At 35.2% G+C, this 17,660-nt stretch carries 12 protein-coding genes and 2 tRNA genes; 1 reads left to right on the top strand and 13 read right to left on the bottom strand.

Annotation, left to right across the window (positions count from 1 at the left end; all coding sequences use genetic code 11):
• Positions 1-118 precede the first annotated feature (118 nt).
• Positions 119-1,711 carry a peptide chain release factor 3 gene (locus DM397_RS02845; RefSeq protein WP_111376091.1) on the top strand — a complete coding sequence of 531 codons (1,593 nt, stop codon included), beginning with the start codon at positions 119-121 and terminating at the stop codon, positions 1,709-1,711.
• Positions 1,712-1,783: 72 nt separating this feature from the next.
• Here DM397_RS02845 and DM397_RS02840 read toward each other — a convergent pair whose 3' ends face one another.
• The 13 genes from DM397_RS02840 to DM397_RS02780 form a co-directional block, all read right to left on the bottom strand.
• Positions 1,784-3,823, bottom strand: a complete 2,040-nt coding sequence (locus DM397_RS02840; protein WP_111376090.1) for an O-antigen ligase family protein — start codon at positions 3,821-3,823, stop codon at positions 1,784-1,786.
• A gap of 317 nt (positions 3,824-4,140) precedes the next feature.
• Positions 4,141-4,452 carry a DUF3467 domain-containing protein gene (locus DM397_RS02835; RefSeq protein WP_012024017.1) on the bottom strand — a complete coding sequence of 104 codons (312 nt, stop codon included), beginning with the start codon at positions 4,450-4,452 and terminating at the stop codon, positions 4,141-4,143.
• 10 nt (positions 4,453-4,462) lie between these two features.
• Positions 4,463-8,770, bottom strand: a complete 4,308-nt coding sequence (rpoC, locus tag DM397_RS02830; protein ID WP_111376089.1) for a DNA-directed RNA polymerase subunit beta' — start codon at positions 8,768-8,770, stop codon at positions 4,463-4,465.
• Between the two features lie 320 nt (positions 8,771-9,090).
• Positions 9,091-12,903 carry a DNA-directed RNA polymerase subunit beta gene (gene rpoB / locus DM397_RS02825; protein WP_111376088.1) on the bottom strand — a complete coding sequence of 1,271 codons (3,813 nt, stop codon included), beginning with the start codon at positions 12,901-12,903 and terminating at the stop codon, positions 9,091-9,093.
• A gap of 266 nt (positions 12,904-13,169) precedes the next feature.
• A complete protein-coding gene (gene rplL, locus DM397_RS02820; RefSeq protein WP_008466917.1) occupies positions 13,170-13,541 on the bottom strand; it encodes a 50S ribosomal protein L7/L12 in 372 nt (123 codons plus the stop codon).
• A 92-nt stretch (positions 13,542-13,633) separates the two neighbouring features.
• Positions 13,634-14,134 carry a 50S ribosomal protein L10 gene (gene rplJ / locus DM397_RS02815; protein WP_111364129.1) on the bottom strand — a complete coding sequence of 167 codons (501 nt, stop codon included), beginning with the start codon at positions 14,132-14,134 and terminating at the stop codon, positions 13,634-13,636.
• A gap of 22 nt (positions 14,135-14,156) precedes the next feature.
• Positions 14,157-14,846, bottom strand: a complete 690-nt coding sequence (gene rplA, locus DM397_RS02810; protein ID WP_008466920.1) for a 50S ribosomal protein L1 — start codon at positions 14,844-14,846, stop codon at positions 14,157-14,159.
• Between the two features lie 13 nt (positions 14,847-14,859).
• Entirely contained in the window at positions 14,860-15,297 is a 438-nt protein-coding gene (rplK, locus tag DM397_RS02805) for a 50S ribosomal protein L11 (protein WP_008466923.1), read from the bottom strand.
• A gap of 67 nt (positions 15,298-15,364) precedes the next feature.
• Positions 15,365-15,916, bottom strand: coding sequence for a transcription termination/antitermination protein NusG (gene nusG, locus DM397_RS02800; protein ID WP_008466925.1), 552 nt, complete (start codon positions 15,914-15,916; stop codon positions 15,365-15,367).
• Between the two features lie 10 nt (positions 15,917-15,926).
• Positions 15,927-16,124 carry a preprotein translocase subunit SecE gene (gene secE / locus DM397_RS02795; RefSeq protein WP_008466927.1) on the bottom strand — a complete coding sequence of 66 codons (198 nt, stop codon included), beginning with the start codon at positions 16,122-16,124 and terminating at the stop codon, positions 15,927-15,929.
• Between the two features lie 18 nt (positions 16,125-16,142).
• Positions 16,143-16,213: transfer RNA gene (locus DM397_RS02790), tRNA-Trp, on the bottom strand.
• Between the two features lie 55 nt (positions 16,214-16,268).
• Positions 16,269-17,456 carry an elongation factor Tu gene (gene tuf / locus DM397_RS02785; protein WP_109192121.1) on the bottom strand — a complete coding sequence of 396 codons (1,188 nt, stop codon included), beginning with the start codon at positions 17,454-17,456 and terminating at the stop codon, positions 16,269-16,271.
• Between the two features lie 55 nt (positions 17,457-17,511).
• Positions 17,512-17,583: transfer RNA gene (locus DM397_RS02780), tRNA-Thr, on the bottom strand.
• Positions 17,584-17,660 lie beyond the last annotated feature (77 nt).

Genomic DNA, 17,660 nt, shown 5'->3' with positions numbered 1-17,660 from the left:
AACAGCCTTATTTTTTGCTCTAAAAAACCGTTTAAGACAAAAGACTTCCAAATTTAGGAAGTGAATATTTTTATAAAGTCGTATTTAATAGTACTTTTGCAACCTATTTATACGAAATATGAGCTTTTTAAAAGAAATACAACGCAGAAGAACATTCGGAATTATATCGCATCCCGATGCCGGTAAAACAACATTGACTGAGAAATTATTGTTATTTGGAGGTGCAATTCAGGAAGCTGGTGCGGTAAAAAGTAATAAGATTAAAAAAGGAGCAACGAGTGACTTTATGGAGATCGAACGCCAAAGAGGTATTTCGGTTTCTACCTCTGTTCTTGCTTTTAATTATAAAGATAAAAAAATTAATATCCTTGATACTCCTGGACACAAGGATTTTGCCGAAGATACTTTTAGAACTTTAACTGCTGTTGATAGCGTTATTGTTGTAATTGACGTTGCAAAAGGGGTTGAGGAACAAACTGAAAAATTGGTTGCAGTTTGTAGAATGCGTAACATTCCGATGATTGTTTTCATCAATAAATTAGATCGTGAAGGTAAAGATGCTTTTGATCTAATGGATGAAGTGGAGCAAAAATTAGGTTTAAAAGTAACTCCATTAAGTTTCCCAATCGGAATGGGTTATGATTTCCAAGGAATTTACAACTTATGGGAAGAAAACATTAATCTTTTCAGTGGAGACAGCCGTAAAAACATAGAGGAAACGATTGCTTTTTCTGATGTTCAAAATAATCCTGAACTAGATAAAATTGTTGGTGAAAAAGCAGCAACAAAACTTCGTGAAGAATTAGAATTAATCGATGAAGTCTATCCAAAATTTGAACGTCAAGATTATTTAGACGGAAAAATTCAACCTGTATTCTTTGGTTCTGCATTAAATAATTTTGGGGTTCGTGAATTGTTAGATTGTTTCATTACAATCGCTCCATCTCCAAGACCAAAAGATTCTGAAACTCGTTTGGTTGATCCAACAGAAGAAAAAATGAGTGGTTTTGTGTTTAAAATTCACGCCAATATGGATCCTAAGCATAGAGATCGTTTGGCTTTCATTAAAATTGTTTCTGGAACTTTCGAAAGAAACAAACCATATTACCACGTTAGACAAAAGAAAAATTTGAAATTCTCTAGTCCAAATGCATTCTTTGCTGAGAAAAAAGAGATAGTCGATGTTTCTTATCCAGGTGATATTGTAGGTTTGCACGATACAGGAAACTTTAAAATTGGTGATACTTTGACAGAAGGCGAAATCATGAGTTTTAAAGGAATTCCGAGCTTCTCTCCAGAACACTTTAGATACATCAATAATGCTGATCCATTGAAAGCAAAACAGTTGGATAAAGGTGTTGATCAATTAATGGATGAAGGTGTTGCTCAGTTATTTACTTTAGAAATGAACAACCGTAAAGTAATCGGAACAGTTGGGGCGCTTCAGTACGAAGTTATCCAATATCGTCTAGAGCACGAATACGGTGCTAAATGCACATACGAAAACTTTCCTGTACATAAAGCTTGCTGGGTAAAACCTGATGATGCTAAAAATGAAGAATTCAAAGAATTTAAACGTATTAAACAAAAATTCTTGGCTCATGATAAATATGGTCAATTGGTATTCTTAGCTGATTCTGATTTCACCATTCAAATGACACAAAGTAAATATCCAAGTGTAAAACTGTACTTTACTTCAGAATTTGATTAAACTAAAAATAAAAATGCCCCAAATAGTATCTAACTTTTTGGGGCATGTTCATTTTCAATGATGTTTTTTTTGTTAATATTTAGACAAAACTGATTGCCATTGTATTAAGTCCTTTTCTTCAGGATACAATTTCACTCCCTCATCAACAATTTTCTTCATCTCTTTTATATTATACTTACCAGACCACGCAAGACATTTAGCATAATAGAAATAAGCTTGCGAATCTTTTCTATACGTGTTAAATAAATTATACATTTTAACAATTTCAGCTGAATCTTTGTTCAAAGACCCCAAATGAATTGCCATTTTATAATAATAAATATTTCTTGGTTTAGCATAAAAAGCCTTTTTACCATACAAATAGGCACTATCTTGTTTTTTTAAATCTTGATAAATCTTGCATTTGAGATAATAATCATACGCAGTATTAGGACTAAATTTATGAACGCTGTCCAAAATTTTAATAGCTTCATCATATCTTTTTTCTTTTTGCAGATATTTAGCTTCTTTATAGCCTATCGTCTCAGAGTTTTCGGCAATGTTTGGAAAAGAAGGAAACATAAGCTTCACCTGATCATATTTATATTGTGGCAAAGCATCAGGCAAACCATCGACACTATTTAAATCATTATCTATTATAAACTGAGATTTCATTGACTTAAAAACCGTATAATGAATACAAGTTCCTACAGCGCTGAGTACGACAATCGATAAAACTAAGACTTTTATCCAAATTACATCTTGATCACCTTTCTTTTCTTCTTTATCCTCTAAATAATTGATGATTATCGTAGCCAAAAGAAAAGCAAACAAAATCTGCATATGTGGCCTTTCGAGTGGAAAATTAAAAAATGCATCAATAAAATAACCACAGAGAGAAATAAAAAGAATTAAGGATAGTAGTTTTAATTCATGTTCTTGTTTTGAAAACATACTCTTTAAAGCAAGAAAAAAGGCACATCCAAAAATTAAAATATAGACAATACCATTAGGGATTCCTGTTTCGCCCGCAACTTCTATAAAATCATTATGAGGGTGTTTTGAAAAAGTGTTATCATCAATCAGTGTATTAGTATATGTTGTAGTATATAATTTCCAATTGCCCACTCCAACACCAAGAATAGGGTTCTTTTTAACTACTTCTAACGCATGTTGCCAATATTCTAAACGTATTGATGTGGTTGAATTTGAATTATCAGTTATAGTGCTTAACCTATCGCCTACAGTACCATACACTGAATTTTTATCTTTCTGAAGTGCTTTTTTTATACTATGTTGACTAATAAAAAAACTTCCCAAAAAAACACAGAGCAACACTAAGGCATTTTTATAAAACAATTTCATTTTGTTGGCCTTGTAAAATATAAAGAAAATACCAACCAGCAATAGAAAAAACTGCAATAGTGTGCTTAAATAAGCTGCTCGTGCATTAATAAGAAAAACTGTAGTTAACGCGAATCCCAGAGATAAAGCGCATAAATACTTCAGCCATTTTTTATGAACTAGCAAGCCATACACAAGCACCGGAATCTGGACAACCAATACTGCCGCAAAAATATTTTTATTACCTTCCGTACTTTGCAAAGAATTGATTAAAACTCCTAAACCTATTTTACCTAAACCTGCATAGAATAATTTTACTGCTGAAAACGACTTTATTAATATCAGGATTGCCACAACAATTGATAAAGGTTTAAATAAATACAGCCTCTTATAAAGTAAAACCGCAAGAATACAAAATGTGACAACCGTTGTTAAGAATCGAGTATAAATAATCATACTCTCGACTTTGTTAATTGCAAAAAAAATAGAAACTCCCGCAATGATCAAAAAAAAGAAGTAAATAAGCAGGATACTATTCTTAAAAATTGGCTTTATTGAAAAATGAAAGATATCCTTTCGATACTGAAACATAAAAACTCCAGATAGAAAATTTAATATGCTTAAGAGAAGCCAATGAATGCCAAGCTGATCTTGAATATATGAAATTGTTATGCAGTCAATACTAAAATAAAAACTGACAATGATCAATATTAAAACATCTATTGATTGCATTTCTCTTTTTTTACTTTTTGAGACATACTTAGATAAGTCCAACTCTTGCTCCATCATTCATACTTTAAAAATTAGAGCACAAATTTAAATATTTTTCATTCAATAAACATATTTTTTATAGTAAAAATATTACATTTTTATATCTCTCACAAAAAAAACGCTAATATCAAAATTAGCGCTTTTTTATAATTTGAATTAAATCAACCTTTACTAAGTCATGTATATTTCAAAATTGAATCTTTCTAGGTAACACCAAGTTAAAGAAATATTTAGTTGAAAAGAAACTTTGTCGACTAAAGTAAATTAAATCCGACATACTACATTTTTAATTCATTAGCCATAAAAAAAGCCCCTTGAAAAAGGGGCTTTAAAATTTATGCTTGTCCTGCTGGACCAAAATTAAGCGGAATTGGTGCTTGTTCCGTTTCTTTGATTTCGCCATGAGCTGCCTCAAATCTGTGGATATTCTCCCCTATTGCTCTCAATAATCTTTTAGCATGTTGTGGTGTCAAAACAATTCTTGACTTTACCTTGGCTTTAGGAATACCTGGCATAATACTCACAAAATCTAAAACAAACTCAGATGATGAGTGATTAATAATTGCTAGATTAGAATAAATTCCTTCTGCAATAGTTTCGTCTAACTCAATGTTAATTTGCTCTTGTTGTTGTTTCGGATTACTCATAGTTTCCTAATTAATAAATGTATTCTTCTTTATTAGCCATCATTTCGTTGTAATCGTCTTTAGATCCTACGATAGTGTTATCGTATTCTCTCATACCAGTTCCTGCAGGAATTCTGTGTCCAACAATTACATTTTCTTTTAATCCTTCTAGATCATCTACTTTACCAGCTACTGCAGCTTCGTTAAGTACTTTCGTTGTCTCCTGGAATGAAGCCGCAGAAATGAATGATTTAGTTTGTAACGAAGCTCTTGTAATACCTTGTAGAACTGGCGTTGCAGTTGCAGTGATTACGTCTCTTGCTACAACAAGATTTTTATCTGTACGTTTCAATAATGAATTTTCATCACGCAATTCACGAGGTGTAATGATCTGACCTGGTTTCAATACTGAAGAATCTCCAGCATCTTCAACCACTTTCATTCCATATAATTTATCGTTTTGAACGATGAAATCTTTAGTATGAATTAATTGGTCTTCTAAGAATAAAGTATCTCCTGGATCCTCAACTCTTACTTTACGCATCATTTGACGAATTACAACCTCAAAGTGCTTATCATTAATTTTTACCCCTTGTAAACGGTAAACCTCTTGAATTTCATTTACCAAGTACTGTTGAACAGCAGCTGGACCTTGAATTCTTAAGATATCATCTGGTGTAATTGCACCATCAGACAATGGAACTCCCGCTCTTACGAAGTCATTCTCTTGTACTAAGATTTGGCTTGAAAGTTTCACTAGATACTTTTTAATCTCACCAAATTTAGACTCGATAACGATCTCACGGTTACCTCTCTTAATTTTACCGAATGATACAACACCATCAATTTCAGATACAACTGCTGGGTTTGAAGGGTTACGAGCCTCAAGAAGCTCAGTAATTCTTGGTAAACCTCCCGTGATATCGCCTGCTTTAGAAGAACGACGAGGAATTTTTACTAATACTTTACCTGCTTTAATTTTCTCACCATTCTCAACCATTAAGTGTGCACCTACTGGTAAGTTGTATGAACGAATCAATTCACCTTCTTTACCATAAACTAATAAAGTTGGGATTAATTTTTTGTTTCTAGCCTCAGAAATTACTTTTTCTTGGAAACCAGTCTGCTCATCGATCTCAACCATGTATGATTGTCCTTGTTCTAAATCTTCGTAAGCAATCTTACCAGTAAATTCAGAAACAATTACACCATTATATGGATCCCATTTACAGATTACAGTTCCTTTAGTAACTACATCTCCATCATTTACAAAAATACTAGATCCGTAAGGAATGTTATGTGTATTTAAAACAATTCCGGTTCCTTCGTCAATTAATTTTAACTCCGTAGAACGTGATACAACGATATCAACTTCGTTACCTTCACTATCTTCACCTTTAACTGTTTTTAAATCTTCAATTTCAAGTCTACCATTGAATCTTGTAATAATACTAGACTCTTCAGAAATACCTCCAGCAACCCCTCCAACGTGGAACGTACGAAGTGTCAACTGTGTACCTGGCTCTCCAATAGACTGAGCTGCAATAACTCCGACAGCTTCACCTCTTTGCGTCATCTTACCAGTAGCTAAGTTTCTACCGTAACATTTAGCACAAATACCTTTTAAAGCCTCACAAGTTAATGGAGATCTAACTTCTACTTTTTCAATTGGAGAAGCTTCGATCGTTTTAACGATAGATTCAGTAATTTGCTCACCAGACCTAACCATTACTTCATTAGTAAGAGGATTAATAACGTCTTGTAATGCAACACGTCCTAAGATTCTCTCACCTAAAGATTCAACGATTTCCTCATTTTTCTTCAAAGCAGCAACTTCAACACCTCTTAAAGTTCCACAATCTTCGATGTTAACAATAACATCTTGAGAAACGTCATGAAGCCTTCTTGTCAAGTAACCAGCATCGGCTGTTTTAAGAGCCGTATCCGCAAGACCTTTACGAGCACCGTGAGTAGAAATGAAGTACTCAAGGATAGAAAGACCTTCCTTAAAGTTAGAAAGAATCGGGTTTTCAATAATCTCACCACCACCAGCAGTAGATTTTTTAGGCTTAGCCATCAAACCACGCATACCAGTTAACTGACGAATCTGCTCCTTAGAACCCCTCGCCCCAGAGTCAAGCATCATATATACAGAGTTGAAACCTTGTTGGTCTTCTCTAATATTTTTCATTGCTAACTCTGTTAACTGAGCATTTGCTGAAGTCCATACGTCAATAACTTGGTTGTAACGCTCGTTATTTGTGATAAGACCCATGTTATAGTTAGTTGAGATACCTTCAACTTGCTCTCTAGCATCTGCAATTAACTTCGTTTTTTGTTCTGGAATTCTAATATCACCTAAAGAGAATGATAAACCTCCTCTAAATGCGAATTTATACCCCATATCTTTCATATTATCTAAGAAAGCTGCCGTTGTAGGCACATCAGTCACACTTAAAATGTGTCCGATAATATCTCTAAGGTTTTTCTTAGTCAATACGTCGTTGATATATCCAGCTGCTTCAGGTACTACTTCGTTAAATAATACACGTCCTGCAGTTGTCTGGATGATTTTGTACACTAATTCTCCAGCGTCATTAAAATCTTTTGCTCTGATTTTCACACGAGCATTCAATTCTAATCTTCCTTCGTTTAATGCAATATTTACTTCTTCAGCAGAATAGAAAGTCAAATCCTGACCAATAATTTTGTGATCTTCTGTAGAAATACGCTCTTTGGTCATATAATATAGACCCAAGACCATGTCCTGAGAAGGTACAGTGATAGGCGCACCATTTGCAGGGTTCAAGATATTGTGAGAAGCCAACATTAATAATTGAGCCTCTAAAATAGCTTCTGGTCCTAATGGTAAGTGAACCGCCATCTGGTCACCATCGAAATCGGCGTTGAAAGCGGTACATACTAATGGGTGTAACTGGATCGCTTTTCCTTCAATTAATTTTGGCTGGAAAGCCTGAATACCAAGTCTGTGCAAAGTAGGAGCACGGTTAAGTAATACTGGGTGTCCTTTAATTACGTTTTCAAGGATATCCCAAACTACTGGCTCTTTCTTATCAATGATTTTCTTAGCAGATTTTACTGTTTTTACAATACCTCTTTCAATCAACTTACGGATAACGAAAGGTTTGTATAATTCAGAAGCCATATCTTTTGGCAATCCGCACTCATATAATTTTAACTCAGGACCAACAACAATTACCGAACGAGCAGAATAATCCACACGTTTACCAAGTAAGTTTTGACGGAAACGTCCTTGTTTACCTTTTAATGAGTCAGATAATGATTTTAATGGTCTGTTTGATTCTGTTTTAACAGCAGAAGCTTTACGAGTGTTATCGAATAATGAATCTACAGATTCTTGTAACATACGTTTCTCGTTTCTTAAGATAACCTCTGGAGCTTTAATCTCCATTAATCTTTTCAAACGGTTGTTACGGATGATTACACGACGATATAAGTCGTTCAAATCTGAAGTTGCAAAACGACCTCCATCAAGTGGCACAAGCGGACGTAATTCTGGTGGGATAACTGGAACCACTTTCATGATCATCCATTCTGGACGGTTTTCGCGGTTTTCGTTAGACTCACGGAAAGACTCAACAACTTGTAATCTTTTTAAAGCTTCAGTTTTTCTTTGTTTAGATGTCTCGTTGTTAGCGCTGTGTCTTAATTCATAAGATAAAGCATCTAAGTCAATACGAGCCAATAAATCCATAATACACTCTGCTCCCATTTTGGCAACAAATTTATTAGGATCTAAATCATCTAAATATTGGTTTTCTTGTGGAAGAGTATCTAAAATATTTAAATATTCTTCTTCAGTTAAGAAATCTAATCTTTGTAATGATTCTCCATCTGCATTTTTAGCGATACCTGGCTGAATTACTACGTATCTTTCGTAGTAAATGATCATATCTAATTTCTTAGATGGAAGACCAAGGATATAACCAATTTTGTTTGGAAGAGAACGGAAGTACCAGATGTGAGCAATTGGCACAACAAGGTTGATGTGTCCTACTCTATCACGACGTACTTTTTTCTCAGTAACTTCAACACCACAACGGTCACAGATGATACCTTTGTAACGAATTCTTTTATACTTACCACAAGCACATTCGAAATCTTTTACTGGTCCGAAGATTCTTTCGCAGAAAAGTCCGTCACGCTCTGGTTTGTGAGTTCTATAGTTGATTGTTTCTGGCTTTAAAACCTCTCCTCTTGATTCTTTCAAGATAGATTCTGGTGAAGCCAATCCAATAGAGATTTTGTTAAATCTTTTTACTGGATTCTTATCTTTATTGTTTCTGTTATTCATCATAGTTTTTACTATTGATTTATTTGCAATTAAAAAATTGATTCTTAGCCTAGTCTAAAGTCAAATGTCATAAAGTTTTTAAAGTCATTGCTGACTTTAGACTTTGGACTTTCAAACTTTCGACTTAAAACACTACCTCGGGTTACTTCTCTAAACCTCAAATTCTTATTTGAAGTGCTAGTTATAAAATGCCTCGCATTGTTATAAAAAATCGGAACGGGTTACGGGTATAAATCTTTAAAAACTTGTAACATTTAGTAAACAGTGGCAGTCCCAGTTTTCAGTGTTAAACTGAATACTGAGACTGTAACTGAAAACTTTTATTATTCTTCCAAACGAAGATCTAAACCTAGACCTTTCAATTCGTGCATTAATACATTGAATGATTCTGGTAAACCTGGTTCTGGCATAGTTTCACCCTTAACGATAGCCTCGTAAGTTTTAGCTCTACCAATAACGTCATCAGACTTAACAGTTAAGATTTCACGTAGTGTACTAGAAGCTCCATAAGCCTCAAGTGCCCAAACCTCCATCTCTCCAAAACGCTGACCTCCAAATTGGGCCTTACCTCCAAGTGGCTGTTGCGTAATCAATGAGTATGGTCCGATAGAACGTGCGTGCATCTTATCATCAACCATGTGTCCTAATTTAAGCATGTAAATTACACCCACAGTCGCTTTTTGCGCAAAACGCTCTCCAGTTCCACCATCAAATAGGTAAGTATGTCCGAAACGTGGTACGTTAGCCTCATCAGTCAAAGCATTGATCTCGTCAAGAGAAGCTCCGTCGAAAATTGGAGTAGCAAATTTTCTACCCAAGTTCATACCAGCCCATCCTAATACAGTCTCATAAATCTGACCAATGTTCATACGTGAAGGTACCCCAAGTGGATTCAATACGATATCTACTGGTGTTCCATCTTCTAAGAAAGGCATATCTTCATGACGAACGATTCTAGCAACAATACCTTTGTTACCGTGACGTCCCGCCATTTTATCACCCACTTTTAACTTACGTTTTTTAGCGATGTAGATTTTAGCCAATTTCAAGATTCCAGATGGTAATTCATCTCCAACTGTAATAGTGAATTTCTCTCTTCTTAAAGCTCCTTGTAAGTCGTTCAGCTTAATTTTATAGTTATGAATTAAATCATTAACCATTTTATTTGTAGCGTCATCAGCAACCCACTGACCTTTGCTTAAGTGAGCAAAATCTTCTACTGCGTAAAGCATTTTTTGAGTATATTTTTTACCTTTTGGTAAAACTTCTTCACCCAAATCATTCATTACACCTTGAGATGTTTTTCCGTTAACGATCAAGAATAATTTCTCAACCAATCTGTCTTTTAATTCAACAAATTTAGTTTCGAATTCCATTTCTAAAGCACCTAAAGCGTCTTTATCCTGAGTACGTTTACGTTTATCTTTTACAGCTCTTGCAAATAATTTTTTATCAAGAACTACACCATGTAAAGATGGAGAAGCTTTTAATGAAGCATCTTTTACATCACCTGCTTTATCCCCGAAGATTGCACGAAGCAATTTCTCCTCTGGAGTAGGATCTGATTCTCCTTTTGGTGTAATTTTTCCAATCAAAATGTCGCCAGGTTTAACCTCTGCTCCAATTCTGATCATACCGTTTTCATCTAAATCTTTAGTAGCTTCTTCAGAAACGTTAGGAATATCGTTTGTTAACTCTTCGTTTCCTAACTTAGTATCTCTAACCTCTAATGAATAATCATCAACGTGGATAGATGTAAAAATATCATCACGAACTACTTTTTCAGAAATTACAATGGCATCCTCGAAGTTGTACCCTTTCCATGGCATGAACGCAACTTTTAAGTTTCTACCTAAAGCTAATTCTCCATTTTGAGTAGCATATCCTTCAGACAATACTTGTCCAGGAACAACTCTATCACCTCTTCTTACGATTGGTTTCAAGTTGATACTTGTACCTTGATTGGTTTTTCTAAATTTAATTAAGTTGTACGTTTTCTCATCAGCATCAAAACTAACCATTCTCTCGTCTTCTGTACGATCGTATTTAATAGTAATGATGTTAGCATCAACGTATTCAACAGTACCATGCCCTTCAGCATTGATCAATACTCTTGAATCTGAAGCTACCTGACGCTCTAAACCTGTACCAACAATCGGAGCTTCAGGACGGATCAAAGGAACTGCCTGACGCATCATGTTTGATCCCATCAACGCACGGTTCGCATCATCATGCTCCAAGAAAGGAATCAAAGATGCAGAAATCGAAGCGATCTGGTTAGGAGCAACGTCTGTATAATGTACTGAACTTGGTTCAACAACTGGGAAGTCACCCTCTTCACGAGCAATAACGTTACTAGCTGTAATTTTACCTGAAGCGTCCATATCAATGTTTGCCTGAGCAATCATTTTTCCTTCTTCTTCTTCAGCACTTAAATAGATAGGTGCACTTTCTAAATCAACAACACCATCCGTTACTTTACGGTATGGAGTTTCAATGAATCCCATTCCGTTAACTTTTGCATAAACACCAAGAGATGAAATCAAACCAATGTTTGGTCCCTCAGGAGTTTCAATCGGACATAAACGACCATAGTGAGTATAGTGAACGTCACGAACCTCGAAACCAGCTCTCTCTCTCGAAAGTCCACCTGGCCCAAGTGCAGAAAGTCTTCTTTTGTGTGTAATCTCAGCTAATGGATTCGTTTGATCCATAAATTGAGATAACTGGTTAGTACCAAAGAAAGAGTTGATAACTGATGATAATGTTTTAGCATTGATCAAATCAATTGGTGTAAACACCTCGTTATCTCTAACGTTCATTCTCTCACGAATAGTTCTAGCCATACGTGCTAAACCAACACCGAATTGTTGAGACAATTGTTCTCCAACTGTTCTAACACGACGGTTTGATAAGTGGTCGATATCATCAATCTCTGCTTTAGAGTTGATCAACTCGATCAAATATTTAACGATAGTAATGATATCCTCTTTAGTAAGCACTTGCTTATCCATAGGGATATCTAAATCTAATTTTTTGTTCATTCTGTAACGACCTACCTCACCTAAGTTGTAACGTTGATCAGAGAAGAACAATTTATCTATAATACCACGAGCAGTTTCCTCATCAGGCGGTTCAGCGTTACGCAACTGACGGTAAATGTGCTCTACAGCTTCTTTTTCAGAGTTTGTTGGATCTTTTTGTAACGTGTTGTGGATAATAGCATAATCTGCTTGGTTATTATCCTCTTTGTGTAACAAAATAGATTTTACGTTAGAATCGATGATCTCTTCAACGTTATCTTTGTCGATAATAGTATCACGATCAAGGATGATTTCGTTACGCTCGATAGAAACTACCTCTCCAGTATCCTCATCTACGAAATCCTCGTGCCATGTGTTCAAAACACGTGCAGCAAGTCTTCTTCCAATATATTTCTTAATACCTGTTTTAGAAACTTTAATCTCTTCAGCTAAGTCGAAAATTTCAAGGATATCCTTATCTCTTTCAAAACCGATAGCACGGAATAAAGTTGTTACAGGTAATTTTTTCTTTCTATCGATATACGCGTACATTACGCTGTTAATATCAGTAGAGAACTCTATCCAAGAACCTTTAAAAGGAATAACTCTTGCAGAGTAAAGTTTAGTTCCATTTGCGTGGAATGACTGTCCAAAGAAAACCCCTGGAGAACGGTGTAATTGAGATACTACAACACGCTCGGCACCATTAATAACAAAAGTACCACTAGGAGTCATGTAAGGAATTGTTCCAAGATAAACATCTTGTACAATAGTTTCAAAATCTTCGTGTTCTGGATCTGTACAGTATAGTTTTAACCTAGCTTTTAAAGGCACACTATAAGTAAGACCTCTCTCTATACATTCTTGAATTGTATAACGTGGAGGATCAACAAAATAATCTAGGAATTCCAATACAAAGTTGTTTCTTGTATCTGTAATTGGGAAGTTTTCCATGAAGGTATTGTATAACCCTTCGTTGCCTCTTTCGTCAGATTTCGTTTCTAATTGAAAGAAATCTTTAAAAGATTTAACCTGAACATCCAAAAAGTCTGGATAGTCAGGGATATTTTTTGTAGAGGCAAAATTCAATCTTTCAGTCTGATTTGTTATCATCAATGGACAAAATTTTGATTAAAAAAAAGTAATTTATTTTTGTGTAAATACACATTGTTTAATCTATACTTTCTTATTATAATCAATACATCTTTAAAAATTAGTTCTATAAATTAAGTCTAATTTTCTTTCTTCGTATTGATCAAAAACTTTTTCGTATTTTAAACTATGGGATAATAAAATTGATATATTTTATTATACGAAAAATGGTTTAGGCCTTTGAGTGTTAACTCAAGACCTAAACCTAGTTCTTAAACTGAGTTTAATTATTTAAGCTCAACAGTAGCTCCAGCCTCTTCTAAAGATTTTTTAAGACCTTCAGCCTCTTCTTTAGAAACACCTTCTTTAACGTTGCTTGGTGCACCGTCAACTACATCTTTAGCTTCTTTAAGACCTAAACCAGTTAATTCTTTAACTAATTTTACAACAGCTAATTTAGAAGCTCCTGCATCTTTCAATACAACTGTAAATTCAGTTTGTGCTTCTTCAGCAGCACCGTCTCCTCCACCAGCAGCAACTACTACAGCAGCAGCAGCAGGCTCGATTCCGTACTCATCTTTTAATATTGTTGCTAATTCGTTAACTTCTTTAACTGTTAAGTTAACTAATTGTTCTGCGAATTGTTTCAAATCTGCCATTTTTTCTATCGTTTAAAATGATTTGTGTAAAAAATATAATTTAATTATTGTGCGCTAATTAAGCAGTAAGGAAGTAAACTTCCTCACGTTTATTACTCTGCTCCCTCTTCGCTTCCAGCGAATTTGTTTTGTAAAGCAGAAATAATTCTTTGAGCTGGAGATTGTAATAATCCAATGATTTCTCCAATAAGCTCTTCTTTAGATTTAATTGTAGCTAATGCATCTAATTGGTTATCCCCAATATATACTTCAGAATTGATGTAAGCTCCTTTTAAAACTGGTTTATCAGATTTCTTACGGAAATCTTTGATAATTTTTCCAGGTGCGTTAGCAACATCAGAAATAAAAATAGCACTGTTACCTGATAAAACTGTAGGTAAATCACCATAATCATTATCAGAAGCTTCCATTGCTTTTGCAAGCAAAGTGTTCTTTACAACTTCTAATTTGATACCTGCTTTGAAACAAGCTCTACGTAAGTTTGAAGTTGTCTCTGCGTTTAAACCAGAAATATCAGAAATGTAAATGATATTTGTACCAGCTAACTGCGCAGTTAAATTTTCAATCGCGATTGATTTTTCTTCTCTAGTCATACTAAAAATTTTTAACTACCAATTATACTGCTTTTGGGTCTAATGCGATAGCAGGACTCATTGTGCTTGTAAGGTGGATACCTTTGATGTATGTACCTTTAGCAGCAGTTGGTTTAAGTTTTATTAATGTTTGAATAATTTCGTGCGCGTTCTCAACGATTTGCTCAGCTCCGAAAGAAACTTTACCAATACCAGCGTGAACGATACCAGTTTTATCAACTTTAAAGTCAATTTTACCAGCTTTAACTTCTTGAACAGCTTTAGCAACATCCATAGTTACTGTACCTGTTTTAGGGTTTGGCATTAAACCTCTAGGTCCTAAAATACGACCTAATGGACCTAATTTACCCATAACAGCAGGCATAGTAATGATCACATCAACATCTGTCCAACCGTCTTTAATTTTTTGCAAGTAATCGTCAAGACCAACGTGATCTGCTCCAGCTTCTCTAGCTTCCGCTTCTTTATCTGGAGTAACCAATGCTAATACTTTAACGTCTTTTCCTGTTCCGTGAGGTAAAGTAACTACACCTCTAACCATTTGATTCGCTTTTCTTGGATCAACACCCAAACGAACTGCGATATCAACAGACTCATCAAATTTTGCAGAAGCAACAACTTTAATTAATGCAGCAGCATCTTTTAAAGAGTATAATTTGTTCTTTTCAATTTTTGAAGCAGCCTCTTTTTGCTTTTTTGTTAATTTTGCCATTTCTTTTTCTTAATTAAAAAGGAGCATCTCCTGATACAGTTATACCCATAGATCTAGCTGTTCCAGCAACCATACTCATAGCTTTCTCAATTGTGAAAGCGTTTAAGTCTGGCATTTTGTCTTCAGCAATAGTTCTAATTTGTTCCCAAGTAACGCTAGCTACTTTTTTACGATTAGGCTCACCAGAACCAGATTTTAGCTTTGCAGCTTCCATTAACTGAACTGCTGCTGGAGGAGTCTTAACAACAAAATCAAATGATTTGTCTTTGTACACAGTGATTTGCACTGGACAAATTTTGCCAGGTTTATCTTGAGTTCTAGCATTAAATTGCTTACAAAACTCCATGATGTTAACCCCAGCAGCTCCTAAAGCAGGTCCAACCGGTGGCGACGGGTTCGCAGCACCTCCCTTAACTTGTAGTTTAACTACCTTACTAATTTCTTTAGCCATTTTTAAAAAATTTAACACTGTGATCAATGGAAGCGATCACAATGGTTTATTATAGTGTAACAAAAAATTATACTTTTTCTACTTGCATAAAACTTAATTCCAATGGAGTTTTTCTTCCGAAAATCTTAACCATTACCTCAAGTTTACGCTTCTCTTCATTGATTTTCTCAACAGATCCATTAAATCCATTGAAAGGTCCATCAATAACCTTAACCGTTTCTCCAACACTAAATGGAATAGAACGAGTGTCCGTATTTACAGCCAACTCATCTACTTTACCTAACATACGGTTTACTTCAGAAAGTCTTAAAGGAACAGGTTCTCCACCTTTAGTTTCTCCCAAAAATCCAATAACACTAGTAATTGACTTAATAATATGAGGGATTTCACCAACTAAGTTAGCTTCAATCATAACATATCCAGGAAAGTAAACTTTATCCTTAGATGATTTTTTCCCATCTTTTACAGTAACTACTTTTTCAGTAGGAACCAAAACCTGAGAAACATAATCCTCCATACCTAATCTCGCAATCTCAGTCTCGATATAAGCTTTCACTTTATTCTCTTGACCACTAACTGCTCTAACTACGTACCATTTTTTCACATTATTATCTGCCATCACAAAAAAATTATCCTTTTAACCAGTTAAAAAATCCAGCCAAAGCTTTTGCAAAAAATTCGTCTACTCCCCATGTTGCCAAAGCGAATAGAATCGAAAATACAGCCACAACAATTGTCAATTTTTGCACTTCAGCCCAAGCTGGCCAAGTAACATTTGACTTTAACTCTTCGAAAGCCTCTGATAAATAATTAGTAACTTTTGTCATTTGATATATTTTTTATTGCACGGGCGGAGGGATTCGAACCCCCATCAACGGTTTTGGAGACCGCTATTCTACCCTTGAACTACGCCCGTAATTAAAGCCAGTGATTAAAAAATAATCACTGGCTTTTTATTTATTTTTATAGAATTACTCTACGATTTCAGTAACCTGACCAGCACCAACTGTTCTACCACCTTCACGGATAGCGAAACGTAAACCTACGTTCATAGCGATTGGGCTTAATAAAGCAACCTCAATAGTTAAGTTATCACCTGGCATTACCATCTCTACACCTGCTGGTAAAGTAATAACTCCAGTTACGTCAGTTGTACGTACGTAGAACTGTGGACGGTAGTTATTGTGGAATGGAGTGTGACGTCCACCTTCTTCTTTTTTCAAGATATAAACCTCAGCTTTGAATTTAGCGTGTGGTTTTACTGAACCTGGCTTAATAATAACCATACCTCTTTTGATATCAGCTTTATCAATACCTCTTAACAATAAACCTACGTTATCTCCAGCTTCACCTCTATCAAGGATTTTACGGAACATCTCAACTCCTGTAATAGTAGAAGTTAATTTTTCAGCTCCCATACCAATGATTTCAACAGGATCTCCAGTGTTAGCAACTCCAGTTTCGATACGACCTGTAGCAACAGTTCCACGACCTGTAATTGTAAATACGTCCTCAACTGGCATCAAGAATGGTTTAGCAACGTCACGTACTGGCTCTTCGATCCAGTTGTCAACAGCTTCCATTAATTCGATAATTTTAGGTACCCAGTTTGGATCATTGTTTAATCCTCCTAAAGCAGAACCTTGAACTACAGGACCATTATCTCCATCATATTCGTAGAAAGATAATAAATCTCTAATTTCCATTTCAACAAGCTCTAATAACTCAGCATCATCAACCATATCCACTTTGTTCATGAAAACAACGATTCTTGGAATACCAACCTGACGTCCTAAAAGGATGTGCTCACGAGTTTGTGGCATTGGACCATCTGTAGCAGCAACTACTAAGATAGCACCGTCCATTTGAGCAGCACCAGTAACCATGTTCTTTACGTAATCCGCGTGACCTGGACAGTCAACGTGAGCGTAGTGACGGTTAGCTGTTTCATACTCTACGTGAGATGTATTGATAGTAATACCTCTTTCTTTCTCCTCTGGAGCGTTATCGATTTGATCAAACGATTTTGCTTGACAGTAACCAGCATCTGACAATACTTTTGTAATTGCAGCAGTTAATGTAGTTTTTCCGTGATCTACGTGTCCAATTGTACCTATGTTTAAGTGCGGTTTGGAACGATTAAAATTCTCCTTTGCCATTTTACTTAATTTTTAATCTTAGTTATATATTAATTTTCAATTTCCTACTTACTTGAGCCAATGTCGGGATTTGAACCCGAGACCTCTTCCTTACCAAGGAAGCACTCTACCCCTGAGCTACACCGGCAGAGAGTTCTGATTTTAGATCTCTGAATTTAGATTTCAGATTTTTAAAAACCTAAAACCCAAAATCTTAACCTCTTT

It is taken from the genome of Flavobacterium nitrogenifigens, from assembly GCF_003254565.1.
Lineage (GTDB): Bacteria > Bacteroidota > Bacteroidia > Flavobacteriales > Flavobacteriaceae > Flavobacterium > Flavobacterium nitrogenifigens.
The sequence above is the reverse complement of the archived record's forward strand: the minus strand, read 5'-3'. Positions and strand labels throughout refer to the sequence as shown.